Here is a 20,448-nt window from a genome sequence, read left to right as displayed (position 1 = left end):
AGACGCCGCCGGTTTCGGCGGCGTCTCACCCGTTCCGCAGGGTCTCGCGGCCACGCGCGCGTTTCGAGCACTCCATCGCGCGACTCCACGCGAACGGCCGGAGGCGGCCGGCGTCCGCGCAGCGCGCCGGAGTCGCCGAGACGACGTCGCCGCGAGACGCCGGCGTCCACGCGAAACTCCGGCACGCACGCGAGACGCCGCCGGTTTCGGCGGCGTCTCGCGCGTTCCACCGCGTCTCGCGGCCACGCGCGCGTTTCGCGGCACCACATCCCGCGACTCCGTGCGGACGGGAGGCACGGCAACCGCTGGCACCGCGCCTCCCGTCCGGCGTCGCCTGACGTCGGGCCTTGTGGAACCACGCAACCGACATCGAACCGGCCCGGACGGCTGGTTCGATGTCGGTTTCGTGGTTCGACGCCGCGGCCAGCCCGGCGCCGCCGCCGCAGCGCCGCCGTCGCCGCCGCGCCGCGCCGCTCCGCCGCCGCAGCGGCCGCCGCGCTACACGAGGTCCGGCGAGTCCAGCAGGTCCGTCACGAGCGCCGCGATCGCCGAGCGCTCGCACCAGCGTCACGTGCGCGAACAACGGGTGCCCCTTGAGCCGCTCGATGACCGAAGCCACGCCGTCGTGCCGCCCGACCCGCAGGTTGTCCCGCTGCGCGACGTCGTGCGTCAGCACCACGCGCGAGTTCTGCCCGATCCGCGAGAGCATCGTCAGCAGGACGTTGCGCTCGAGCGACTGGGCCTCGTCGACGATCACGAACGCGTCGTGCAGGGACCGCCCGCGGATGTGCGTGAGCGGGAGCACCTCGATCAGGCCGCGCTCGACCACTTCGTCCAGGACGTTGTCCGACACGACAGAGCCCAGCGTGTCGTACACGGCCTGCGCCCACGGGTTCATCTTCTCGCTGGCGTCACCCGGCAGGTACCCGAGGTCCTGCCCGCCCACGGCGTAGAGCGGGCGGAACACCATGATCTTCTTGTGCTGCTGTCGTTCGAGCACGGCCTCGAGCCCGGCGCACAGCGCGAGCGCCGACTTCCCGGTCCCGGCGCTGCCACCGAGCGAGACGATCCCGATCTCGGGGTCGAGCAGCGCGTCGATCGCGAGGCGCTGTTCGGCGGACCGCCCGCGGAGGCCGAACACCTCGCGGTCGCCCCGCACGAGCGCGACGCTCCCGGCAGTCCGGACCCGACCGAGCGCCGAACCGCGCTCGGAGTGGATCACGACCCCCGTGTTGACCGGCACGTCGCGGAGCTGGGCGGAGCTGATCTCCTCCTGCTCGTACAGGTCCGACATCTGCTCTCCCGAAACCTGCAGGTCGGCGATCCCGGTGTACCCGCTGTCGACGGCCAGTTCGGCGCGGTACTCCTCCGCCGCCATGCCGATCGACGACGCCTTCACACGGAGCGGGAGGTCCTTCGACACGACGACCACGTCGAGGCCGTCGTTCGCCAGGTTCATCGCGACCGCGAGGATCCGCGAATCGTTGTCCCCGAGCTGCAGCCCGGACGGCAGGACCGACTGGTTGGAGTGGTTGAGCTCGACGCGCAGGGACCCTCCGTCGCCGACCGCGACGGGGAAGTCGAGGCGTTCGTGCTCGATCCGCAGCTCGTCGAGGATCCGCAGGGCCTGCCGTGCGAAGTACCCGATCTCCGGGTCGTTCCGCTTGGCCTCGAGTTCGCTGACGACCACGACGGGCAGGACGACCGCGTGCTCGGCGAAGCGGAACATGGCCCGCGGATCGCTGAGGAGCACCGATGTGTCGAGCACGTACGTGCGCTGGGCGACCGACGTGGACGAGTCCGCGGTCCGGCCGGTCGCAGCAGCGTGCTGCGACGAGGAGGACGACGATCCGCGAGAGACGTTCTGAGAGGTCACGACCACTCCATCCCCGGGCCGCGACGGGCCCGGTCACTGTCCTCGACGCGGCCGTGGAGCGGGTCCCGAAGCACCGACTGTGGCCGCTTCGATCGGGCGCGATGCCCGATGTGGTCAAGCTACGTCCGCTCCGCGACGCACCGCCAGCGACACGCGGTTCGCCAGGTTACGGTCGCGTGAACGGCGCTGCGCGCTGCCGGACGGGAGGCGCGGTGCGGGCCCGCACCGCGCCTCCCGTCCGCGGCGGCGCGCGCCCGGCGCTGGTCCAGCTGGCTGGCCAGCTACTGCATCGTGGCGTAGGACACGCAGGCGTCGCGGAACATGTCGAGCGTCTCGTCCGTGGTGGACGCGTACACCGACACCCGGGCCACCCCGAGCCGCGTCGTCACCGTGACACCGTGGTTGTGCAGCGCGGCCGACAACGCGGTGAGCCTGCCCTGCGGCGGCCGCAGCACGACGATGCCCGCTCGCTCACGCGGGTCACGACTGGACTCCACGGACAGGCCGAACTCGTCGGCGATGTCGAACACGCGCTCGACGCGATCGGACACCCGTTCCTGCACCGCCGCGACCCCGACGGACGTCAACCGGTCGAGGGACACCGCGAGCCGAGCCTGTGCGACGGGGTCGATCCGGGTCATCTGGTAGCCGGCGGCTCCGGGGCGGACGGACGGGACGTCGAGCGGCCACCCGGTGGTCCCGTGCGGTCCGGACAGCGCCGGACGGAGACGGTTCAGGGCACGGTCGCTGAACGCGGTGAACCCGGTCCCCCACCCCGCGTGCAACCACTTCTGGCCGCCGGTGGCGACGACGTCCGCGACCTCGTACGGGGCGTCCACGACACCGAAGCCCTGGATGGCATCGACGATGAGCAGCCGGTCGCCGATGACGTCGCGGATCGCCTCGAGGTCGGCGAGGTACCCGGTGCGCCAGTCCACGAGCGACACCGCGACCGCGGTCACGTCGTCGCCGAGTCGGGACGCAATGAGGTCCGGCGTCATCCACCCCGCCCCGGACTCGATGACGACGGGCTGCACGCGGCCACCGGTCGCCGACGCGGCACTCGCGAGCGCGAGGGGCAGCGACGGGAACTCGTCAGCGGAGACGAGCACGCCACCGGTCAGACCGAACGCGGTGTGCAGCAGCCCCGGGGTGGTGGCGGTCTGCGAGACGACCTGGTCCTCGCGACGGCCGACGAGCCGCGCCGCGACGGTGCGCACCCGGACGTCCTGCTCGTCGAGGGTGTCCATCGCGCCGAAACGCATGTGCGCCTGGATCGTGCCGAGGACACGCTGCTCCTCGAGCACGGCGGTCTGCACGGGGCCGAACGCCGCGTGGTCGAGGTAGCCGGGGTCCTCGGCGAAACCCGCGCCGAACTCCTCGATGGGCATGCGCTCGTCGATGTTCACAGGGTGCACCTTTCAGGAACGAAACCCTGTGAGTGTACTGGGACGCTCTTGCGCGAGCGAACCCGAGCCGGGAAGCGCACGAGCGGAACCCGGCGAGAACCGGACGAGCGACCCCCGACCGAGAACCGCGGGAGCGAACCGCCGCCTCAGCCCCCGAAGCGCCGGGACCGCAACCCGAAGTCACGCACCGCACGCAGGAAGTCGACCTCGCGCAGGTCCGGGTACAGCGCCTCGACGAAGTAGAACTCGCTGTGCGCGCTCTGCCACAGCATGAAGTCCGACAGCCGCTGCTCGCCCGACGTCCGGATGACCAGGTCGGGGTCCGGCTGACCCTGCGTGTACAGGTGGTCCCCGATGAGCTCGGGCGTGAGCACCTCGGCCAGGGTGTCGAGCGTGCCGCCCTCTTCCCCGTGCGCCCGGACGATGCTCCGCATGGCGTCGGCGATCTCCCGCCGGCCGCCGTACCCGACGGCGAGGTTGATGTGCAGCCCGGTGTGGTCCGCCGTGCGCTGCTCGGCCCGCACGAGCGCGTCGACGAGCGGTTCGGGCAGTCCCTCGTTCGCCCCGACGTGCTGGACACGCCAGTCGCGGTGGTCCGAGAGCGTGCTCGCGAGGTCGGCGATGATCCCGACGAGCTGCTCGAGTTCGTCGCCGGCGCGACCGGTCAGGTTGTCGCTCGACAGCAGGTAGAGCGTCACGACCTGGACGCCGAGGTCGTCGCACCAGGTCAGGAACTCCGGGATCTTCGCGGCCCCGGCACGGTGCCCGTGGGCGGCGGACTCGAGCCCGAGCTGCTTCGCCCACCGTCGGTTCCCGTCGACGATCATGGCGACGTGCTTCGGCTTGGCGGCGTCCTCGATCTGGCGGCGGATCCGGCTCTGGTAGGCACGGTAGAGGATGCCTCGTCCTGCCCATCCCGCCGTGCCGGTCACGGGGACGAGCGTAGTGCACCGGACCGCAGCGCACCTCCGGCACGAGGTGGCCCGGAGCCGTCCGGGACCCGTCCTGCAGGCGTCCGGGACCCGTCCTGCAAACGTCCCAGCCCCGTCCTGCAAGCGTCCGGGAAGGGGCCATACCCTCGGAGGATGCACGACGAGCGCGAGACGGCGACCATCCCCCACGTCCCGTTCACCGAGGACGCCGACACCACCCCGGACGACCTCCGGCCGGCCTGGCGGGGCTGGATCCACCTCGGCGCCTTCCCGTTCGCCCTGGCCATGGGCATCGTACTCATCACGCTCGCTGACAGCACAGCCGCGAAGGTCGGCTGCGCGGTCTTCACCGCGACGTCCCTGGCGATGTTCGGCGTCTCGGCGACGTACCACCGCTTCCCCTGGCGGCCGCGGGTGAAGGCGGTCCTGAAGCGCATCGACCACACGAACATCCTGCTGCTCATCGCGGGGACGTACACGCCGGTCGCGATCTGCGCGCTCCCGCACACGCTGATGGTCGTCGTGCTCTGGGTGATGTGGTCGGGCGCTGTCCTCGGGATCGCGTTCCGGGTCCTGTGGATCGGGGCGCCGCGCTGGCTCTACGTCCCCATCTACCTGGTGCTCGGCTGCGCTGCGCTCGGCCTGCTGCCGCAGTTCTTCGCCGCGAGCGTCCCGATGACGGTGCTCGTGCTGTCCGGCGGTGTCGCGTACGTCCTCGGCGCGCTCGTCTACGGCTTCAAGCGGCCCGACCCCTCACCGACGGTGTTCGGCTTCCACGAGGTCTTCCACGCGCTGACCGTGGTCGCGTTCGCGGCCCAGTGGGCCGGGGTGCTCGTCGTGGCGCTCCACCCGGTGCGCTGAGCTCGCGCCGCGCGAGCGGCAGGCCTGCGGCCGTCGAGACCAGACCGACAGGCGGACGGGAGGCGCGTGGCCAGCTGGCCACGCGCCTCCCGTCCGCCTGTTGGTTCCGTCAGCCGCGCTCGGTGTCGTCGCCGACGTCGGCACGCCCGTGCTCGTCGGCGCGACGCGCCGACTCGTCCGTGGTCGACCCGCCCTCGGCCAGGTCGGCCTCGAGGCGCTCCCGGATCTCCGCCCGGTAGCGGGTCCGGCGGATGCGACGGGTCATGTCCACGAGGAGCAGGATCGTCGCGACGGCGACGAGCGCGATCGCGACGAAGCCGGCGACCCCGGGCGTGACGTTGACGTCCGGGACCACGGAGGTCGGGCTCGGACTGGGGTTCGCGGCGAGTACGGCCGTGATGATGCTCACGCGGTGGTGTCCTTGTCGGCTGGGATGCCCGCGAACAGGTCGGACTCGGGGAGCTCGGTCGGCACGCGGGCCTCGACGAGCTGGTAGTCCTCGGTCGGCCACACCGTCGCGAGGAGGTCGTTCGGGAACGAGAAGAAGGCGCTGTCCGGCGGGACCTGGCTGGCGTGGGCGCGGAGTGCGGCGTCACGGGCGTCGAAGTACTCGTGCACGTCGACGTGCGTCGTGGCGAGGTCGGGGCGGTCCGCGAACCGTTCGACCCATTCCCGGAGCTGCTCGATGGCCGGGCTGATCGGCTCGTGCTCCTGCATCGCCTCGTAGATCGCGCGGAAGCGCCGCGGGTTCATGGTGCGCTCGTAGTAGAGCTTCGCGATGGACCACGGCTCCCCGGCCGCCGGGTACGCGTCCGGGTCGGCCGCGGCGGTCCAGGCCGCGACGGAGACCTCGTGCGTCCGGATGTGGTCCGGGTGCGGGTAGCCGCCGTTCTCGTCGTACGTGACGAGCACGTGGGGGCGGAAGCGTCGGACCACGCGGACGAGCGCCTCGGTGGAGTACTCGAGCGGCACGGTCGAGAAGGTGCCCGGTCGGACGGTCTCGCCCTTCTCGGCGTCCGGCAACCCGGAGTCGTGGTAGCCGAGCCACACGTGGTCGATGCCGAGCGCGGCCTGCGCAGCGGCCATCTCGCCGCGGCGGAACCCGGCCATGTCCCGGTGGGCGCGGCTCGTGGCCGGCTCGCCGAGCTGGTCGTTCAGGATGTCGCCGGCTTCCCCGCCGGTGCACGAGACGACCAGGACCTCGTTGCCCTCGGCGACGTACTTCGCCGCCGTCGCGGCCCCCTTGCTCGACTCGTCATCGGGGTGGGCGTGGACGGCCATCAGGCGGTACGGCACAGGTGTTCCTCACTGATCGTGAGCGGGGTGGGGTGAGCACGTGGACGCGGGCAGCGCACAGCGAGGCGTGAACTACCCTGGGATCAGGATAATCACCCCGGGAGCCCCGAACTGTCCGAACCGCTGCACCCCACTGCCGCCACGTCGTCCGCACCCACCGCCGGCGCGGCCGCGACCCTGGACGACCGCTACGGCCGGACCTCCGGTCACAAGCGCCGATCGCGGGTCATCGCCATCATCGCCGCCATCGCGGTGGTGGTCGTGTTCGGCGCCTGGGTGATCTGGGCCGGACTCGACCAGGCGAACCACGGGCTCGACTCCCAGGACGTCGGCTACCAGATCGTGTCGGAGCACCGCGCTGCCGTGCACTCGCAGATCTCGGTCGACCCCGGGACCACCGCACGCTGCGCCGTCCAGGTCCTCGACAAGTCCTTCACGATCGTGGGCTGGAAGGTCATCACGCTCCCGAAGTCGGCCGACCGGACGCGGAACGTCACCACCGACGTGAACACGACGACACGTGGTGTGACCGGCTTGATCCACGACTGCTGGGTTCCCTAGACTGTCGTGATTCGCCATTCGAGACCGGCCGCCCGGCCGGTCTCCTTTTTTACGGCTCCCGACGGAGCGACTGGCCGAAGGGAATGAACATGAGCAACGACACGCAGACCACCTGGCTCACGCAGGAGGCGCACGACCGTCTCACGGCGGAGCTCCAGCAGCTCTCCGGTCCGGCGCGCATCGAGATCGCGAGCCGCATCGAGGCCGCTCGCGAAGAAGGCGACCTCAAGGAGAACGGCGGCTACCACGCTGCGAAGGACGAGCAGGGCAAGATCGAGGCCCGCATCCGAGCACTCACCGAGCTGCTCAAGCACGCAACCGTGAGCGAAGCGGTGTTCGACGGCACCGTCGAGCCCGGCACGGTCGTCACCGCGGTGATCGCCGGCGACGAGTCGACGTTCCTGGTGGGCAACCGCGAGATCGTCGCGGAGGGCTCGGACCTCACGGTGTACAGCCCGGTCAGCCCGGTGGGAGCGGCGATCGTCGGGCTCCGTGCCGGCGACAAGGCCACCTACACGGCGCCGAACGGCAAGGACATCGCCGTCCAGGTCACGAAGGTCGAGCGCTACGAGCCGTAGGCGCGGCGCGCAGCGCTCGCGCTGAGCGCTCGCGCTGAGCACTCGGTTCGAACCACGAAACCGACGTCGAACCAGGTCACCACCTGGTTCGACGTCGGTTTTCTGGTTCGTAGTCGGACGGGAGGCCCGTGCGGCGCCGCCACGGGCCTCCCGTCCTCCTGATGGCGCGTCAGCGCTCCAGCAGCTCCGGCTGGAACCCCGCCTCGTGCAGCCGCTTCATGACCTCTTGCGCGTGGTCGGGGCCGCGCGCCTCGATCGACAGGTCGAGCGCGACCTCGTTGATGACGAGCCCCTGGCCGTGCCGGGTGTGCAGAACCTCGACGACGTTCGCGCCGGCGTCCGAGATGACCTGCGCGACGCGGGCGAGCTGCCCGGGGCGGTCCGGCAGCATGATGCGGACGCCGATGTAGCGGGCCGCCGCGACGAGGCCGCGGGTGATCACGCGCTCCATCATGAGCGGGTCGATGTTGCCGCCGCTCAGCAACACGACCGTGCGCCCGGTGTCCGTCACGGCACCGGACATGATCGCCGCGACGCCGACCGCGCCTGCCGGCTCGACGACGAGCTTCGCGCGCTCGAGCAGCACCAGCAGCGCCCGCGCGGTGTCGTCGTCCGAGACGGTGACGATCTGGTCCACGTTGTCGCGGATGATCGGGAAGTTCAGGTCGCCGGGGCGCGCCACCGCGATGCCGTCGGCGATGGTCGGCTTCGTGACGACGGTCACCGGCTCCCCCGCGTCGATCGAGCTCGGGTAGGCGGCGGCGTTCTCGGCCTGCACCCCGATCACGCGGATCGGCCGCCCGCGGCGCTCCGCGAGGCCCTTCACCGCCAGCGCGATGCCCGCGATCACGCCGCCTCCGCCGATCGGGACGATGACGGTGTCGACGTCCGGCACCTGGTCGACGATCTCCAGGCCGAGGGTGCCCTGGCCGGCGATGACGGCGGGGTGGTCGAACGGCGGGATGAAGACCGCGCCGGTCCGGTTCGCGAAGTCCTTCGCGGCGCTGAGGGCTTCTTCCACGGAGTGGCCGCGCAGGACGACCTCGGCACCGTAGTGGCGCGTGGCCTGGAGCTTGGGCAGGGCGACGCCCACGGGCGTGAAGATCGTCGCGGGGATGCCGAGCTCGCGGGCGGCGAAGGCGACGCCCTGGGCGTGGTTGCCGGCGCTGGCGGCGACGACCCCGGCAGCACGCTGCTCGGGAGTGAGGGTCGACAGCCGGTTGTACGCGCCGCGCACCTTGTAGGCCCCGGTGCGCTGCAGGTTCTCGCACTTCAGGTGGACCGGAGAGCCGAGCACCTCGGCCAGGAACCGGGACGTCTCCATCGGGGTGACGCGCGCGACCCCCGCGATGGTCTCGCGCGCTGCCTCGATGTCCGCGAGCGTCGGGAACGCGGCGAGCTGGGGCTGGGGTGCGCTGATGTCGGTCACTCCCCCATCATCGCGGTTCGGGGAGGACAAGACGAAACCGTGACGTCCGGTTCGTGCTGCCGGGGCTGCCGGTTCGTGCTGCCGCGTGCGGGCGGTTCGCGCCGAGCGTGCTGGCTGGTGCCGTGCGCCGGCTCGTGCGGGCCGGTCAGTTCGTGCTGGCGGTGCCCTCGACCGCGGCGGGCTGCTTGTCGCTGCCGGGCGCCGGCACGTCGTCGCCGACCTTGTGGCGCCGACGCCGCATCAGCTGGACCTCGCCGTGCTGTCCGTGCTTCGGGGTCGCTTCGAGCACGTGGTTCGAGTCGAGCCCGCGCCACCGACCGCTGGCGATCGTCGTGACCATGGTGTTGAGCGTCGCGATGAGCGGCACCGCGAAGAACGCCCCCGGGATGCCGGCCAGACCGGACGCCGCCGTGACGCCGAGCACCACGGCGAGCGGGTGCACCTTGACGGCGTTGCCCATCACGAGCGGCTGCAGGACGTGGCCCTCGATCTGCTGCACGAGCAGGACGACGCCGAGCACCAGGACCGCGGCGATCGGGCCGTTGAAGATGAGGGCGACGAACACCGCGAGGAACCCGGTCACGATCGCGCCCACGACGGGGATGAAGGACCCGAGGAACACGAAGGCCGCGATCGGGATGACCAGGGGCATGCCACCGAAGAACAGGCCGACGATGAACGAGCCGATGCCGATCCCGAGGGCGTCGACGAACGCGACGAGGATCTGCACGCGGATGAAGCTGGTGAGCGTGATCCACCCGGCGACACCGGCGCCGTCGACCGCGGCACGCGCCTTGCGCGGGAACAGCCGGACGGTCCAGCGCCAGACGTTCTTGCCGTCGATGAGCAGGAAGATGCTGGTGAACAGGATGATGAACAGGGACTCGAACACGTGGGTCGCGCTCGACCCGGCGCTCGCGACGCCCGACAGGATCGATCCGGAGTGGTCCTGCACCCACTTCGTGCCGTCGGTGAGGTACCCGTCGACGTCCTTCTGCGTGATGCCGAGGCCCGAGTTCAACACGAGCTGCTTGATGTTGCCGAACTGCGAGACGGCGCGGTCCTGCAGCGACGGGTAGGACGCGATGACCTGGTCGACGACGAGCCAGATCAGGGCGCCGATCGCCGCGAGGCCGGCCAGCAGGCTGATGACGATCGCGAGCCACTTCGGCACGTGCCGCCGCTGCAGCCAGTTCGAGAACGGCACGAGGAGCGCCGACACCACCACGCCGACCAGGAACGGGACGAGGATCTCGCTGAAGATCGTGACGAGCCAGATGAAGAGCCCGATCACCCCGGCCACCACCAGGATGCGCCACGAGAACGATCCTGCGATCCGCATGCCCATCGGCACCGAGTCCTCGACCACGGGGTCGGGATGAGTCTTCTTGCCCCAAGCCATGCCGCCACTGTACCGGCGTGCTGCCTGACAGGTTCCACATGCGGCATACGTCTCCGGGGAGCGGTGTCGGAGCCAGTCGATAGCGTCGGGGCATGGTCAGGACCGATCTCTCCGCCGACGAGGCCCGTCGCATCGCCCTCGCGGCCCAGGGGTTCGGTCGGCCGCCGAGTGGCACCGGGGTGTCCACTCGCGGCCTGACCGCAGGGATCGGGCGGCTCGGTCTGCTGCAGATCGACTCGGTCAACGTGTTCGAACGGAGCCACTACCTCCCGCTCTTCGCGCGCCTCGGCGCGTACGACAAGGGCACGCTCGACCGGTTGACGATGACGAAGCGGGGGCCGTACGCGGAGTACTGGGCGCACGAGGCCGCCTTCGTGTCCCGGACAGACCTGCCGCTCTTCCGCTGGCGCATGGAGGCGCTGCGCGAGCGGGATGCTCGACCCGCGCACGTCGAGTCCGTGGTCCGGACCGAAGGGGTACGGCGCGAGCTCCAGGCGCTCCTCCGAGCAGAAGGTCCGATGGCGGCGAGCCAGGTCGAGCACGAGTCGAACGTCCGTCGTGGGCCGTGGTGGGGGTGGAGCGACGTCAAGCTCGGGCTGGAGCTCATGTTCCGCTGGGGTGATGTCGTCACCGCCGGACGATCGGGCTTCGAGCGCGTGTACGCCCTGCCCGACCAGGTCCTCCCGCCCGGCACGCTCGAGACCGCACCGTCGCGCTCCGCCGCCGTCGTCGAACTCGTCCGACGGTCCGCCCGTTCGCTCGGGGTGGGCACGCGTGCCGACATCGCCGACTACTACCGACTGCGGGCGGACGACACGGCCGCGGCGATCGCGGACCTCACCGACGCCGGTGAGCTCCTGCCCGTCCGGGTCGACGGCTGGCGAGAGGCCGCGTGGCTGCACGCCGACGCTCGGGTCCCCCGCCACGTGACGGCCGACGCCGTGCTCAGTCCGTTCGATCCCGTCGTGTGGTTCCGGCGTCGCGCGGAGCGGATGTACGGCTTCCACTACCGGATCGAGATCTACACACCGGCACCGAAGCGGGTCTTCGGGTACTACGTGCTGCCCGTGCTGCAGGACGACCGGCTGGTCGGGCGGGTCGACCTGAAGAGCGACCGACAGCGGGGCGTCCTGCGGGTGCGGACGGCGTGGCAGGAGCCGGGCGAGACCGTCGACCCCGAGCGCTTGGCCGAGACACTGCGTCGGACCGCCGCGTGGCAGGGCCTCGAGGGGCTCGAGGTGACCGACCGCGGGACGGCGGCGGCTGCGCTCGCCGGGGCGCTCGGCGTTCCGCTCGTCCCGCACGAGTCAGCGGACGACCCCGATGTCCCGGCTGCGCCGGAGCCGTCACCCGTCGCTTGACGGGCAGGACCCGATGCCGCCGGGTGGCGCGGGTGCGGCGGCCTAGAACTGGACGCGGGGGGGTTCTGCGATCGCCGCAGGCTCGTTCGTCTCGAAGAACTGCGCCGGCGTGAACCCGCGGTTCTTCGCGAACGCGGAGTTCGGGAACACCCGGATCTTCGTGTTGAGTTCCCGCACGCCACCGTTGTACGAGCGACGAGCGGACTGGATCTTGTCCTCCGTCGCGACGAGCTCGGACTGGAGCTCGAGGAAGGCCTGGCTGGACTGGAGTTGCGGGTACCCCTCGGCCACCGTGAACACGCTCTTGAGCGCCTTCTGCATGTGGCCTTCCGCGCTGGAGGCTTGTGCGGCGTCCCCTGCGCTGAGGGTCTCGGTCCGGGCCTTCGTGACGGCTTCGAAGACGCCCTTCTCGTGGCTCGCGTACCCCTGCACGGTGTCGAGGATCGTCGGGATCAGCTCGGCCCGCCGCTCGAGCTGCAGCGCGATTTCGCCCCACGCCTGGTCGACCCGGCCCTTGAGCGCCACGAGCGAGTGGTACGTCACCCAGAGGTAGATCCCGATGACGACGAGGATGACCACCACCACCACTCCGACGACGATCAGCGTCGTGATGAGTCCGGTGTCCATGTGCTCGTACTCCCTCGTGCTTCGGGTACCGCGGGTGCTGTGCGGCCACCGTGGTGGCCATCGAGGAGTCTATCGAGGGCCCGGGCCGCCGCTCCGCACGGGCCCACGTTCACGGCCGATTCCCGAGCCACGCACACCGGACATTCGGTCGCACGTGCACAGTCCGCGCGGATCCGACCGCACAGGACCCCGCGCTCGGACCGGCCCGACGTCCTCCGCGCCGGATACGCTGACGACCGGTGCGTGACCGTCCCCCACGAGCGTGCCAGTTCCGCCAGCGTGCCAGGGAGCGATGATGACCGAAACCCGATCCGACTACGACCCGACGCGGTTCCGCGCGGTCTTCGACAGCAGCTTCACCTACGCCGCCGGGTTCGCCCGGAACACCCACCGCTTCGCGAACCGCCCGGCGCTCCGCGAGCCCGCGACCGACCGCTCGTGGACGTACGCCGAGCTCGGCGCGGACGTCGACCGGGTCGCCGGTTGGCTGGTCCGCCACGGCGTCGGGCGGGGCTCGGTCGTCATGGTCGAGCTCTTCAACACCCCCGAGTTCGCCATCCTGTACCTCGCGTGCCACCGCGTCGGTGCCGTCTTCTCGCCGACGAACTTCCGACTCGCGCCGGACGAGGTCGCCTTCATCATCGAGGACTCCGCTCCGGTGCTCCTGGTCCACGACGTGGCCCGCACCGACGTCATCACCGCCGCGCTCACGACGTCGCCGCACCGACCGCTGCACGTCGTCACCGTCGGCGACGCCGACCGCGGGAGCAACCCCGACCACACGAGCGACACCGACGACCCTGGCAACACCCGCGGCACCGGCACCCCGGACGGGTTCGGGGAACTCCTCGCCGCCGACCCCGTGACCACCGAGGAACTCGCCGCGACCGAACCCCGCAGCACCTACGACGAGACCACCCGCCTGTACACCTCGGGCACCACCGGCCGTCCGAAGCCCGTCCCGCTGCCGAGCCTGGTCGAGGTCCTCAGCGCCCACGACGTGATCATGCACTTCCCGCTGAGCCCGTTCGACAAGACGCTCAACATGTCCCCCCTGTTCCACCGCGGCGGGCTGTTCTCCGGCGGCCCGAACCCGGTGTTCTACGTCGGCGCCGAGCTGACCACACTCCGCCAGTTCGACGCCGAGCAGGTGCTCGACCTGGTCGAGTCCGAACACATCACGTTCCTGATCGGTGCCCCGCCGAACCTCGTGCAGCTCGCCGACGCGCAGGAGGCTCGCCCGCGCGACCTGTCGTCGCTGCACGGCATCGTCACGATGGGCGCCCCGCTCGACCGCGCCGCCGCCCTGCGCTACCAGGAGCTGCTCTCCCCCCGCATCTTCAACGGGTACGGCACCACCGAGACCTTCTGGAACACCTTCCTGCGTCCCGAGGACTTCCCCGACGGCGCCGGCTCCACCGGCCGCGCCTCGACCGACGACGACGTCGCCGTGGTCCGCGTCTACGAGGACCGCCTCGCCGCCCCGACGGACACGGTCGCCAAGGACGGCACGGAGATCGGTGAGTTCGCCGTGCGCACCGTCAAGTCGGGCTACTCGTACCGGAACCCGGGGATCGAGGCGGAGAAGTTCGCCGACGGCTGGTTCTACCCGGGCGACCTCGCGACCTGGGACGAGCACGAGCGGGTGACGATCGTCGGCCGCAAGGACGACATGATCATCTCCGGCGGCGAGAACGTGCACCCGGTCCAGGTCGAGGCCGCGCTGCAGGAGCACCCGGGCGTCGCCGACTCGATCGTGGTCGGCATCCCGGACGCACGCTGGGGCGAGGTGGTCATCGCCTTCGTCGTCCGCGCACCCGGCCGGCTGCCGGAGGACGACGTGCAGGCCGCCACCGTCCTCGAGGAGTGGACGAGCACCCACCCGGGCCTCGCCCGCTACAAGCGGCCGCGCCGCTACCGCTTCGTCGACGAGCTGCCGTACAACGCGACGGGCAAGAAGGTGCACTACGTCGCCAAGGCGACGGCGGCCGAGGACGACCAGGCGGGTCGCCTGATCGAGCCGTAGCGGACGGGAGGCACGGTGCGGGCCCGCACCGTCCCTCCAGTCTCGGCCGTCACCCCGCTGGCGCGGTGCGCCGGTACCGGCTGGTGGGGCCCACCTCCCGTCCGACGGTGGTCCGTCGGCGTCAGCCGGCCGTGCGGTGGGGTGCGGAGCGCGCGAACAGACCGGGCAGCAGGCCGCCGATCTTCGTGCCGATGCACAGGCTCACGAAGGTCGCGAGCGGCGTCGCGAGTGCGTCCGGGTCGAACGTCGCGACGGCCACCAGGCCGACCGTTCCCGGCACGAGCAACAGGAACGCCGGGAAGAACGACACCGTCGCCGGGATCGCGGGCACGAGCCGCTCGAGCAGCCGCGTCGCCACGAACAGCAGCGCCGCGGTGGCGCCGGTCGCGACGACGCTCCCCCACACGGGCGTGATCCCGCTCACGAGGGCGTACGCGGTCACCATCACCGCGACCGATACGAGCGTCAGGCGCCAGCCGGACCGGAACACCAACCCGAGGCCGACAGCGAGCACCACGACGGCCACCCACGAGACCCAGTAGGACGGGACGGCCTCCCATCCGCCGAGGTCCGTGCCGACGCCCGCGACCTCGCCGACGAGCGCCGCCGAGGACGGGTCCACGTGCAGGCCGGTCAGCGCGCTGCCCGACGCGATCCCGGCGGCCATGAAGCCGAGCATGATGAGCCCTTGCACGAGCCGTGACGACCCGGTGACGATGTCCGCCGCAGTGAGTTCGAGCAGGGCGTTCGTGATGAGCGCACCCGGGACGAACACCGCCACCGGGGCGCACACCGCGAAGAGCGGGACGTGGTCGAACCCGGTGCCGGCGGCGACCAGGCCGACGACCGTCGTCGAGGCGAAGGCGGCCAGGAACGGGATGATCGAGACGGCCTCCCGGAACCGACGGAGCAGGAGGCCGATCACGCCGACGAGCCCGCCGACGCCGAGCGCGACGAGGATGGCCGACCACGGGCAGCGGAACACGACGGCGAGCCCCGCGGACGTCAGCGCGTTGCCGAGGATCCAGGGCAGGGCGGGCGGCGGGACCGTGCCGGCGCGGATGGCGCGGACGCGCGCCGGGATCTCGGCGAGGGCGATCGACCCGCTCTCCAGACCGAGGACGAGGCGGTTCGCCCGGGCGGCTTGGCGGGAGGACAACTCCACGCCCTCGGCGTTCACGATCGTGGCGGCGCCGGTGGCGATCTCGCTCACCATGACGAGGGCGGGCAGGACCCCGATCGCGAGTGTCGGGCCGACCCCGGAGGCATCGCGCGCCTTCTCGAGGGCGGAACGGACATCGGTGACGGAGCTGCCGGCGTCGAGCAGCAGGGCACCGAGCGTGCCGAGGAGCATGCCGACGGGGACGGTCTCGCCGTCGACCACCTCGACGTGTGCCTCGGGTCGACGTGCGGCGTTCCGCAGGTTCGCGAGTGCGCTTCCGAGTCCGACCACGCAGGAGATCGTACTGGCCACCGCGGGCGCGGCGAGTGCCGCGGGCGCGGCGAGTGCCGCGGGCGCGGCGGCCGCGGCGAGTGCCGCGGGCGTACCCCCGGAGGGACTCGAACCCTCAACTCGGCGATTTTAAGTCGCATGCCTCTACCGATTGGGCCACGGGGGCGGGCCGCAACAGCCTACCGACGACGAAGGCGGCCACCCACGAGGGGTGGCCGCCTGTCGAGCGGTGCGGGGAACGCCTACTTGGCGTCGGCCTCGACCGGCTGGGCCTGCTTCGAGACGTCCTCGGCCGGGGTGGCGTACGCGGGACCGGCGGCACCGGCGGGCGTGCCGGATTCCGGAGCCGGAGCGGCGGGAGCCTCGGCGGCGGGCTTCGGACGCGACGCCCAGGCCTCGAACGCGGCGCGCGGGGTCTCGCGGTCGTCCAGCGAGGCGATGTCACGCCCGAGGAAGAACCCGCCGACCCAGTCGCCGATCACACGCCACTTGCGCTCCCACGACGGCATGGCCAGACCGTGGTACCCGCGGTGGGCACCCCAGGCCAGGAAGCCCTTCATGGCGAACTTGCCGGACTGGAACACGCCGATGCCGAGCCCGAGGCCCGCGACGGCGCCGAGGTTCTCGTGCTTGTAGTCGGTCGTGGCCTCGCCGCGGAGGACCGCGACCAGGTTCTTGGCGAGCTGCTTCGCCTGACGGACCGCGTGCTGGGCGTTCGGCACGCAGAACCCGCCGACACCGCCGCCCGTCAGGTCCGGCACGGCTGCGACGTCGCCACACGCCCATGCGTCGGCGATCACGCCGTTGTCGTCGACGACCCGCAGGTCGGGCTGTACGCGGATGCGCCCGCGCTGCTCAAGCGGGAAGTCCGTGCCCTTGACCATCGGGTTCGCCATGACGCCGGCGGTCCAGATGATCAGGTCGGACTCGATGGCCTCGATCGCGCCGTCGCTGGTCTTGAGCTCGCAGACGCCGCCCACGGCCGAGGCCAACTGCGTCTCGAGGTGCACCGTGGCGCCCCGCTCGGCGAGGTTGTTCAGCACCCAGTGCGAGGTCTCGAGGGACACCTCGGGCATGATGCGGCCCATGGCCTCGACCAGGTGGAAGTGCGTGTCGTCGAAGGACAGCTGCGGGTAGCTCTTCAGCAGGTCGGTGACGAAGGACCGCAGCTCGGCGAAGACCTCGATGCCGGCGAAGCCACCACCGACGACGACGACCGTCAGCAGGCGGTCGCGCTCGGGACCGGCCGGCAGGTTCGCGGCCTTGTGGAAGTTCGTCAGGATCTTGTCGCGGATCGCCGCGGCCTCCTCGATGGTCTTCAGACCGATGGCCTCGTCCGCGACACCGGGGATCGGGAACGTGCGCGAGACGGCGCCGGCCGTCATCACGATCTGGTCGTAGGACTCTTCCCACGCCGGGCCGATGGTCGGCGTGATGGTGGCCGTCTTGGAGGCGTGGTCGACCGCGGTGACCTTCGCGGTGACGACCCGGGTCTTCTTGAGGTGGCGGCGGTGCGAGACGACCGCGTGGCGGGGCTCGATCGAGCCGGCCGCGACCTCGGGCAGGAACGGCTGGTACGTCATGTACGGCAGCGGGTCCACCATGACGACCTCGGCTTCGCCCTGGCGAAGGTGCTTCTCGAGCTTCCAGGCGGTGTAGAAACCGGCGTAACCGCCGCCGACGACGAGGATCTTGGGCACGGGGGATGATCTCCTTGGATGGGGTTGGCCGGGCGTCGAGTCAGACTTCGCCGCCACCCGCCCCGACTCCAGCGTCTGCACCGCCATCATACGCCCGGCATTCGCACCGGGAGGGCGACCACGACGCGCGCTCCAGCGCGAGGTCACCGATGGGGTTGACGCCGGGACCGGCGGCGAGGGCGTGGCCGACGAGGGCGTGCAGGCACTTCACGCGGGTGGGCATGCCGCCCGCGCTGATGCCGACGATCTCGTCGACGTGCTCGATCGATTCACGATCGGCGAGGTAGGACTCGTGCGCGGCCGTGTAGGCGGCCGCGGTGGTCTCGTCCTCGAGCAGGGCAGCCAGTTCCGGCATGACCTGGTTGGCCTCGAGGGTGCTGAGCGCAGCGGTGGCCGCGGGGTGGCACAGGTAGTAGAACGTCGGGAACGGGGTGCCGTTCGACAGTCGGGGCTTCGTGGAGACCACTGTGGGGTTGCCACAGACGCATCGTGCCGCGATCCCGATGACGTCCCGTGCCGGTCGTCCGAGCTGCGCCGAGACGACCTGGATGTCGCGTTCGGAGGGCGGGTCGAAAGGAGGGGTCGTCACGGGTAGGTGAGCCTACCGGAGTCCCGGGGTGCGTCGCACCGTCGTGACGACGCTCGGGTACGGGGGCCGCGAAGGCGGCGACTGCCGGATCGCCGCCGATCGCTCCTCGCCCCCTCCTCGCCCCCTACTTACCCGTGCCCGCGCCCGTCGCTGCGCCGGGGACCTCCGGCGCGACGAGTTCCTGCTTCGTCTCGGTCGTCAGTCCCGACTGGAGCACCGAGGCCAACATCGACTGGACCCAGTCGACCTTCGGCGTCTGCACCGTCGAGCTGACGGGGGTACCGGACGCGGTGGTCGGGGTACGCGAGGCCTTCGCGTTCTCCGCCCCCATCACGAGGTAACTCTCCTCGCCCGGGTAGACGTACAGCAGCCGGTCACGAGCCTGCGCCTCGATGTAGGCGGGGTCGTCCCAGCGCGCGACGTCCTTCTTCTTCTGGGCGACGTCGGCCTTCTGCGCGGCCACCGCACGCTCCTGCTGCGTGATCTGCTCCTGCTGCTGGATGAGGGTGCGGAGGGACGGCGCGAGCACGACCACGAACAGCACGATGATCGCGAGCATGAGCAGGCTGAAGCCGGAGAAGCGCATCGAGCGGTACCAGGGCTGCTCGGCGGTGGCGCCCTCGGGCAGCACGACGGGCACGCGGCGGACGCGGGGCTTCTGGCTGGACACGTCACGACGATAACCCGGGACCGACGACGGGGGCGGTCGGCACGCGGCCGTCCGGCCGCCTCTCAGGACCCGTCGGTCACGCTGGCCGCGGGGTCGGCCGGGAGGCGGTGGCCACCACCGCCAGACCCGCCCGGCCCGGCAGGTGGTCGCGCACCACGCCCCGTGCACGGCGTCGAGCGGGCACGGATCGTCGCCCGGGGACTGCGAGCGGGCCGATTCGGACCCGCTCATGGGACGACCTGCGGCGTGTCGTGCCCGTTCGACCCGCGCGCGAGCCGACCGGGAACGACGAGACGCCGCCCTCCCGGCAGGAGGACGGCGTCTCGTGGAGCGATCTGCGTGCTACAGCGCGGCGGACCGGGGGAAGGCCGAGCGGCCGGCGTACACCGCGGCGTCGCCGAGCTCTTCCTCGATGCGGAGCAGCTGGTTGTACTTCGCGACGCGGTCGGACCGGGCCGGGGCGCCGGTCTTGATCTGGCCACCGTCGACCGCGACCGCGATGTCCGCGATCGTGGTGTCCTCGGTCTCACCCGAGCGGTGCGACAGGATCGAGGTGAGGCCGTGACGGTGCGCGAGGGAGACCGCGTCGAGCGTCTCGGTCAGCGTGCCGATCTGGTTCACCTTGACGAGGATCGAGTTCGCGGCCTTCTCGTCGATGCCCCGCTGCAGACGCTTCGGGTTCGTGACGAACAGGTCGTCGCCGACGATCTGCACCTTGTCGCCGAGCTCGGCGGTGAAGTGGCTCCAGCCGGCCCAGTCGTCCTCGGCCAGCGGGTCCTCGATCGTGGCGAGCGGGTAGTCGCGCACCAGGTCGGCGAAGTAGGCCGTGAACTCCTCGCTCGAGAGCTGCTTGCCCTCGAACGTGTACTTGCCGTCCGCGAAGAACTCGGTGCTGGCGACGTCGAGGCCGAGCGCGATGTCCTTGCCGGGGGTGAACCCGGCCTTCTCGATCGCGGCGAGCAGGAAGTCGAGCGCGGCGCGGTTCGAGGCGAGCTCCGGCGCGAAGCCACCTTCGTCACCGAGGCCGGTCGCGAGGCCCTGCTTCTTCAGCTCACCCTTCAGGGCGTGGTAGGTCTCGACGCCCCACCGGAGCGCCTCGGAGAACGACGCGGCGCCGTAGGGCACCAGGAAGAACTCCTGGATGTCGACGTTGGTGTCCGCGTGGGCACCGCCGTTGACGACGTTCATGAGCGGCACGGGCAGCGTGTGCGCGTTCGGTCCGCCCAGGTAGCGGAACAGCGGCAGGTCGGCCGAGTCGGCGGCAGCGCGGGCCACGGCGAGCGAGGCGCCGAGGATCGAGTTCGCTCCGAGGCGCGACTTGTTCTCGGTGCCGTCGAGCTCGATGAGCGCGGCGTCCACGAGGCGCTGGTCGGTGGCGTCGAAGCCCTCGAGCGCCGGGCCGATCTCGTCCAGCACCGCGTCGACGGCCTTCAGGACGCCCTTGCCGCCGTAGCGGGACTTGTCTCCGTCACGGAGCTCGTACGCCTCGAACGCGCCGGTGGAGGCACCGGACGGGACGAGCGCACGGGACACGACGCCGTCGTCGAGGAGGACCTCGACCTCGACCGTCGGGTTGCCTCGGGAATCGAGGACTTCGCGTGCTCCTACGGCATCGATCACGGCCACGGGGTACCCCTTACACGTTCGGTTGGTGAATGCGGGTTCGATCCTACCGAGG

The 20,448-nt window shown here is 71.2% G+C and carries 17 protein-coding genes, 1 tRNA gene and 1 pseudogene; 5 read left to right on the top strand and 14 right to left on the bottom strand.

Annotation, left to right across the window (positions count from 1 at the left end):
* Nucleotides 1-498 precede the first annotated feature (498 nt).
* From J7E22_RS02375 to J7E22_RS02365, 3 genes and pseudogenes are all read right to left on the bottom strand, one after another.
* Nucleotides 499-1,882, bottom strand: a pseudogene (locus tag J7E22_RS02375) (PhoH family protein).
* 275 nt (nucleotides 1,883-2,157) lie between these two features.
* Complete coding sequence (locus tag J7E22_RS02370; RefSeq protein WP_308159117.1) at nucleotides 2,158-3,285, bottom strand: aminotransferase class V-fold PLP-dependent enzyme; 1,128 nt, start codon at nucleotides 3,283-3,285, stop codon at nucleotides 2,158-2,160.
* A gap of 146 nt (nucleotides 3,286-3,431) precedes the next feature.
* A complete protein-coding gene (locus tag J7E22_RS02365; RefSeq protein WP_214978484.1) occupies nucleotides 3,432-4,217 on the bottom strand; it encodes an isoprenyl transferase in 786 nt (261 codons plus the stop codon).
* A gap of 153 nt (nucleotides 4,218-4,370) precedes the next feature.
* On the opposite strand from J7E22_RS02365, the gene J7E22_RS02360 reads away from it, so the two are divergent.
* A complete protein-coding gene (locus J7E22_RS02360; RefSeq protein WP_214978482.1) occupies nucleotides 4,371-5,078 on the top strand; it encodes a hemolysin III family protein in 708 nt (235 codons plus the stop codon).
* A 109-nt stretch (nucleotides 5,079-5,187) separates the two neighbouring features.
* Here J7E22_RS02360 and J7E22_RS02355 read toward each other — a convergent pair whose 3' ends face one another.
* Complete coding sequence (locus J7E22_RS02355) at nucleotides 5,188-5,487, bottom strand: hypothetical protein (protein ID WP_214978480.1); 300 nt, start codon at nucleotides 5,485-5,487, stop codon at nucleotides 5,188-5,190.
* Nucleotides 5,484-6,374 carry a mycothiol conjugate amidase Mca gene (mca, locus tag J7E22_RS02350; RefSeq protein ID WP_308159116.1) on the bottom strand — a complete coding sequence of 297 codons (891 nt, stop codon included), beginning with the start codon at nucleotides 6,372-6,374 and terminating at the stop codon, nucleotides 5,484-5,486. The genes J7E22_RS02355 and mca overlap by 4 nt, the downstream gene beginning before the upstream one ends.
* 111 nt (nucleotides 6,375-6,485) lie before the next feature.
* Here mca and J7E22_RS02345 point away from each other — a divergent pair, with 111 nt between their 5' ends.
* Both J7E22_RS02345 and greA read left to right on the top strand, forming a co-directional pair.
* Nucleotides 6,486-6,935: a DUF4307 domain-containing protein gene (locus tag J7E22_RS02345; RefSeq protein WP_308159126.1), complete on the top strand. Its 450-nt coding sequence runs from the start codon at nucleotides 6,486-6,488 to the stop codon at nucleotides 6,933-6,935.
* 89 nt (nucleotides 6,936-7,024) lie between these two features.
* Nucleotides 7,025-7,513, top strand: a complete 489-nt coding sequence (greA, locus tag J7E22_RS02340; protein ID WP_214978477.1) for a transcription elongation factor GreA — start codon at nucleotides 7,025-7,027, stop codon at nucleotides 7,511-7,513.
* Nucleotides 7,514-7,682: 169 nt separating this feature from the next.
* On the opposite strand, the gene ilvA is transcribed toward greA, so the two are convergent.
* Both ilvA and J7E22_RS02330 read right to left on the bottom strand, forming a co-directional pair.
* Nucleotides 7,683-8,933, bottom strand: coding sequence for a threonine ammonia-lyase (ilvA, locus tag J7E22_RS02335; protein ID WP_214978772.1), 1,251 nt, complete (start codon nucleotides 8,931-8,933; stop codon nucleotides 7,683-7,685).
* A 154-nt stretch (nucleotides 8,934-9,087) separates the two neighbouring features.
* A complete protein-coding gene (locus tag J7E22_RS02330) occupies nucleotides 9,088-10,344 on the bottom strand; it encodes an AI-2E family transporter (protein ID WP_251008595.1) in 1,257 nt (418 codons plus the stop codon).
* Between the two features lie 92 nt (nucleotides 10,345-10,436).
* Between J7E22_RS02330 and J7E22_RS02325 the strand changes: the two genes are divergently transcribed.
* On the top strand, nucleotides 10,437-11,705 hold the full coding sequence (locus tag J7E22_RS02325) for a winged helix-turn-helix domain-containing protein (protein WP_214978475.1): 1,269 nt from the start codon (nucleotides 10,437-10,439) through the stop codon (nucleotides 11,703-11,705).
* A gap of 42 nt (nucleotides 11,706-11,747) precedes the next feature.
* Here J7E22_RS02325 and J7E22_RS02320 read toward each other — a convergent pair whose 3' ends face one another.
* Nucleotides 11,748-12,332, bottom strand: a complete 585-nt coding sequence (locus tag J7E22_RS02320; RefSeq protein ID WP_214978474.1) for a LemA family protein — start codon at nucleotides 12,330-12,332, stop codon at nucleotides 11,748-11,750.
* A 295-nt stretch (nucleotides 12,333-12,627) separates the two neighbouring features.
* On the opposite strand from J7E22_RS02320, the gene J7E22_RS02315 reads away from it, so the two are divergent.
* Nucleotides 12,628-14,358, top strand: a complete 1,731-nt coding sequence (locus tag J7E22_RS02315) for a class I adenylate-forming enzyme family protein (RefSeq protein ID WP_214978472.1) — start codon at nucleotides 12,628-12,630, stop codon at nucleotides 14,356-14,358.
* A gap of 121 nt (nucleotides 14,359-14,479) precedes the next feature.
* Here the strand turns inward: J7E22_RS02315 and J7E22_RS02310 are convergent, their stop codons facing one another.
* The 6 genes from J7E22_RS02310 to eno all read right to left on the bottom strand — a co-directional run bounded on the left by J7E22_RS02310 (nucleotide 14,480) and on the right by eno (nucleotide 20,396).
* Nucleotides 14,480-15,811, bottom strand: coding sequence for a threonine/serine exporter family protein (locus tag J7E22_RS02310; protein ID WP_214978470.1), 1,332 nt, complete (start codon nucleotides 15,809-15,811; stop codon nucleotides 14,480-14,482).
* Nucleotides 15,812-15,903: 92 nt separating this feature from the next.
* A tRNA-Leu gene (locus J7E22_RS02305) sits at nucleotides 15,904-15,977 on the bottom strand.
* A 76-nt stretch (nucleotides 15,978-16,053) separates the two neighbouring features.
* Nucleotides 16,054-17,511 (bottom strand): FAD-dependent oxidoreductase, encoded by a 1,458-nt coding sequence (locus J7E22_RS02300; RefSeq protein ID WP_214978468.1) that lies wholly within the window; start codon nucleotides 17,509-17,511, stop codon nucleotides 16,054-16,056.
* 40 nt (nucleotides 17,512-17,551) lie between these two features.
* A complete protein-coding gene (locus tag J7E22_RS02295; protein ID WP_214978466.1) occupies nucleotides 17,552-18,100 on the bottom strand; it encodes a DUF501 domain-containing protein in 549 nt (182 codons plus the stop codon).
* A gap of 124 nt (nucleotides 18,101-18,224) precedes the next feature.
* A complete protein-coding gene (locus J7E22_RS02290; RefSeq protein WP_214978464.1) occupies nucleotides 18,225-18,770 on the bottom strand; it encodes a septum formation initiator family protein in 546 nt (181 codons plus the stop codon).
* Between the two features lie 342 nt (nucleotides 18,771-19,112).
* Nucleotides 19,113-20,396 carry a phosphopyruvate hydratase gene (eno, locus tag J7E22_RS02285; RefSeq protein WP_214978462.1) on the bottom strand — a complete coding sequence of 428 codons (1,284 nt, stop codon included), beginning with the start codon at nucleotides 20,394-20,396 and terminating at the stop codon, nucleotides 19,113-19,115.
* Nucleotides 20,397-20,448 lie beyond the last annotated feature (52 nt).

It is taken from the genome of Curtobacterium sp. ISL-83 (genome assembly GCF_018613895.1).
In the GTDB taxonomy this organism is placed as follows: domain Bacteria; phylum Actinomycetota; class Actinomycetes; order Actinomycetales; family Microbacteriaceae; genus Curtobacterium.
The sequence above is the reverse complement of the archived record's forward strand: the minus strand, read 5'-3'. Positions and strand labels throughout refer to the sequence as shown.

Excerpts from the sequence above, each read along its gene's own strand:
- J7E22_RS02360 (WP_214978482.1), top strand. The coding sequence starts at position 4,371 with ATGCACGACGAGCGCGAGACGGCGACCATCCCCCACGTCCCGTTCACC.
- greA (WP_214978477.1), top strand. The coding sequence starts at position 7,025 with ATGAGCAACGACACGCAGACCACCTGGCTCACGCAGGAGGCGCACGAC.
- J7E22_RS02330 (WP_251008595.1), bottom strand. The coding sequence starts at position 10,344 with ATGGCTTGGGGCAAGAAGACTCATCCCGACCCCGTGGTCGAGGACTCG.
- J7E22_RS02325 (WP_214978475.1), top strand. The coding sequence starts at position 10,437 with ATGGTCAGGACCGATCTCTCCGCCGACGAGGCCCGTCGCATCGCCCTC.
- J7E22_RS02320 (WP_214978474.1), bottom strand. The coding sequence starts at position 12,332 with ATGGACACCGGACTCATCACGACGCTGATCGTCGTCGGAGTGGTGGTG.
- J7E22_RS02315 (WP_214978472.1), top strand. The coding sequence starts at position 12,628 with ATGACCGAAACCCGATCCGACTACGACCCGACGCGGTTCCGCGCGGTC.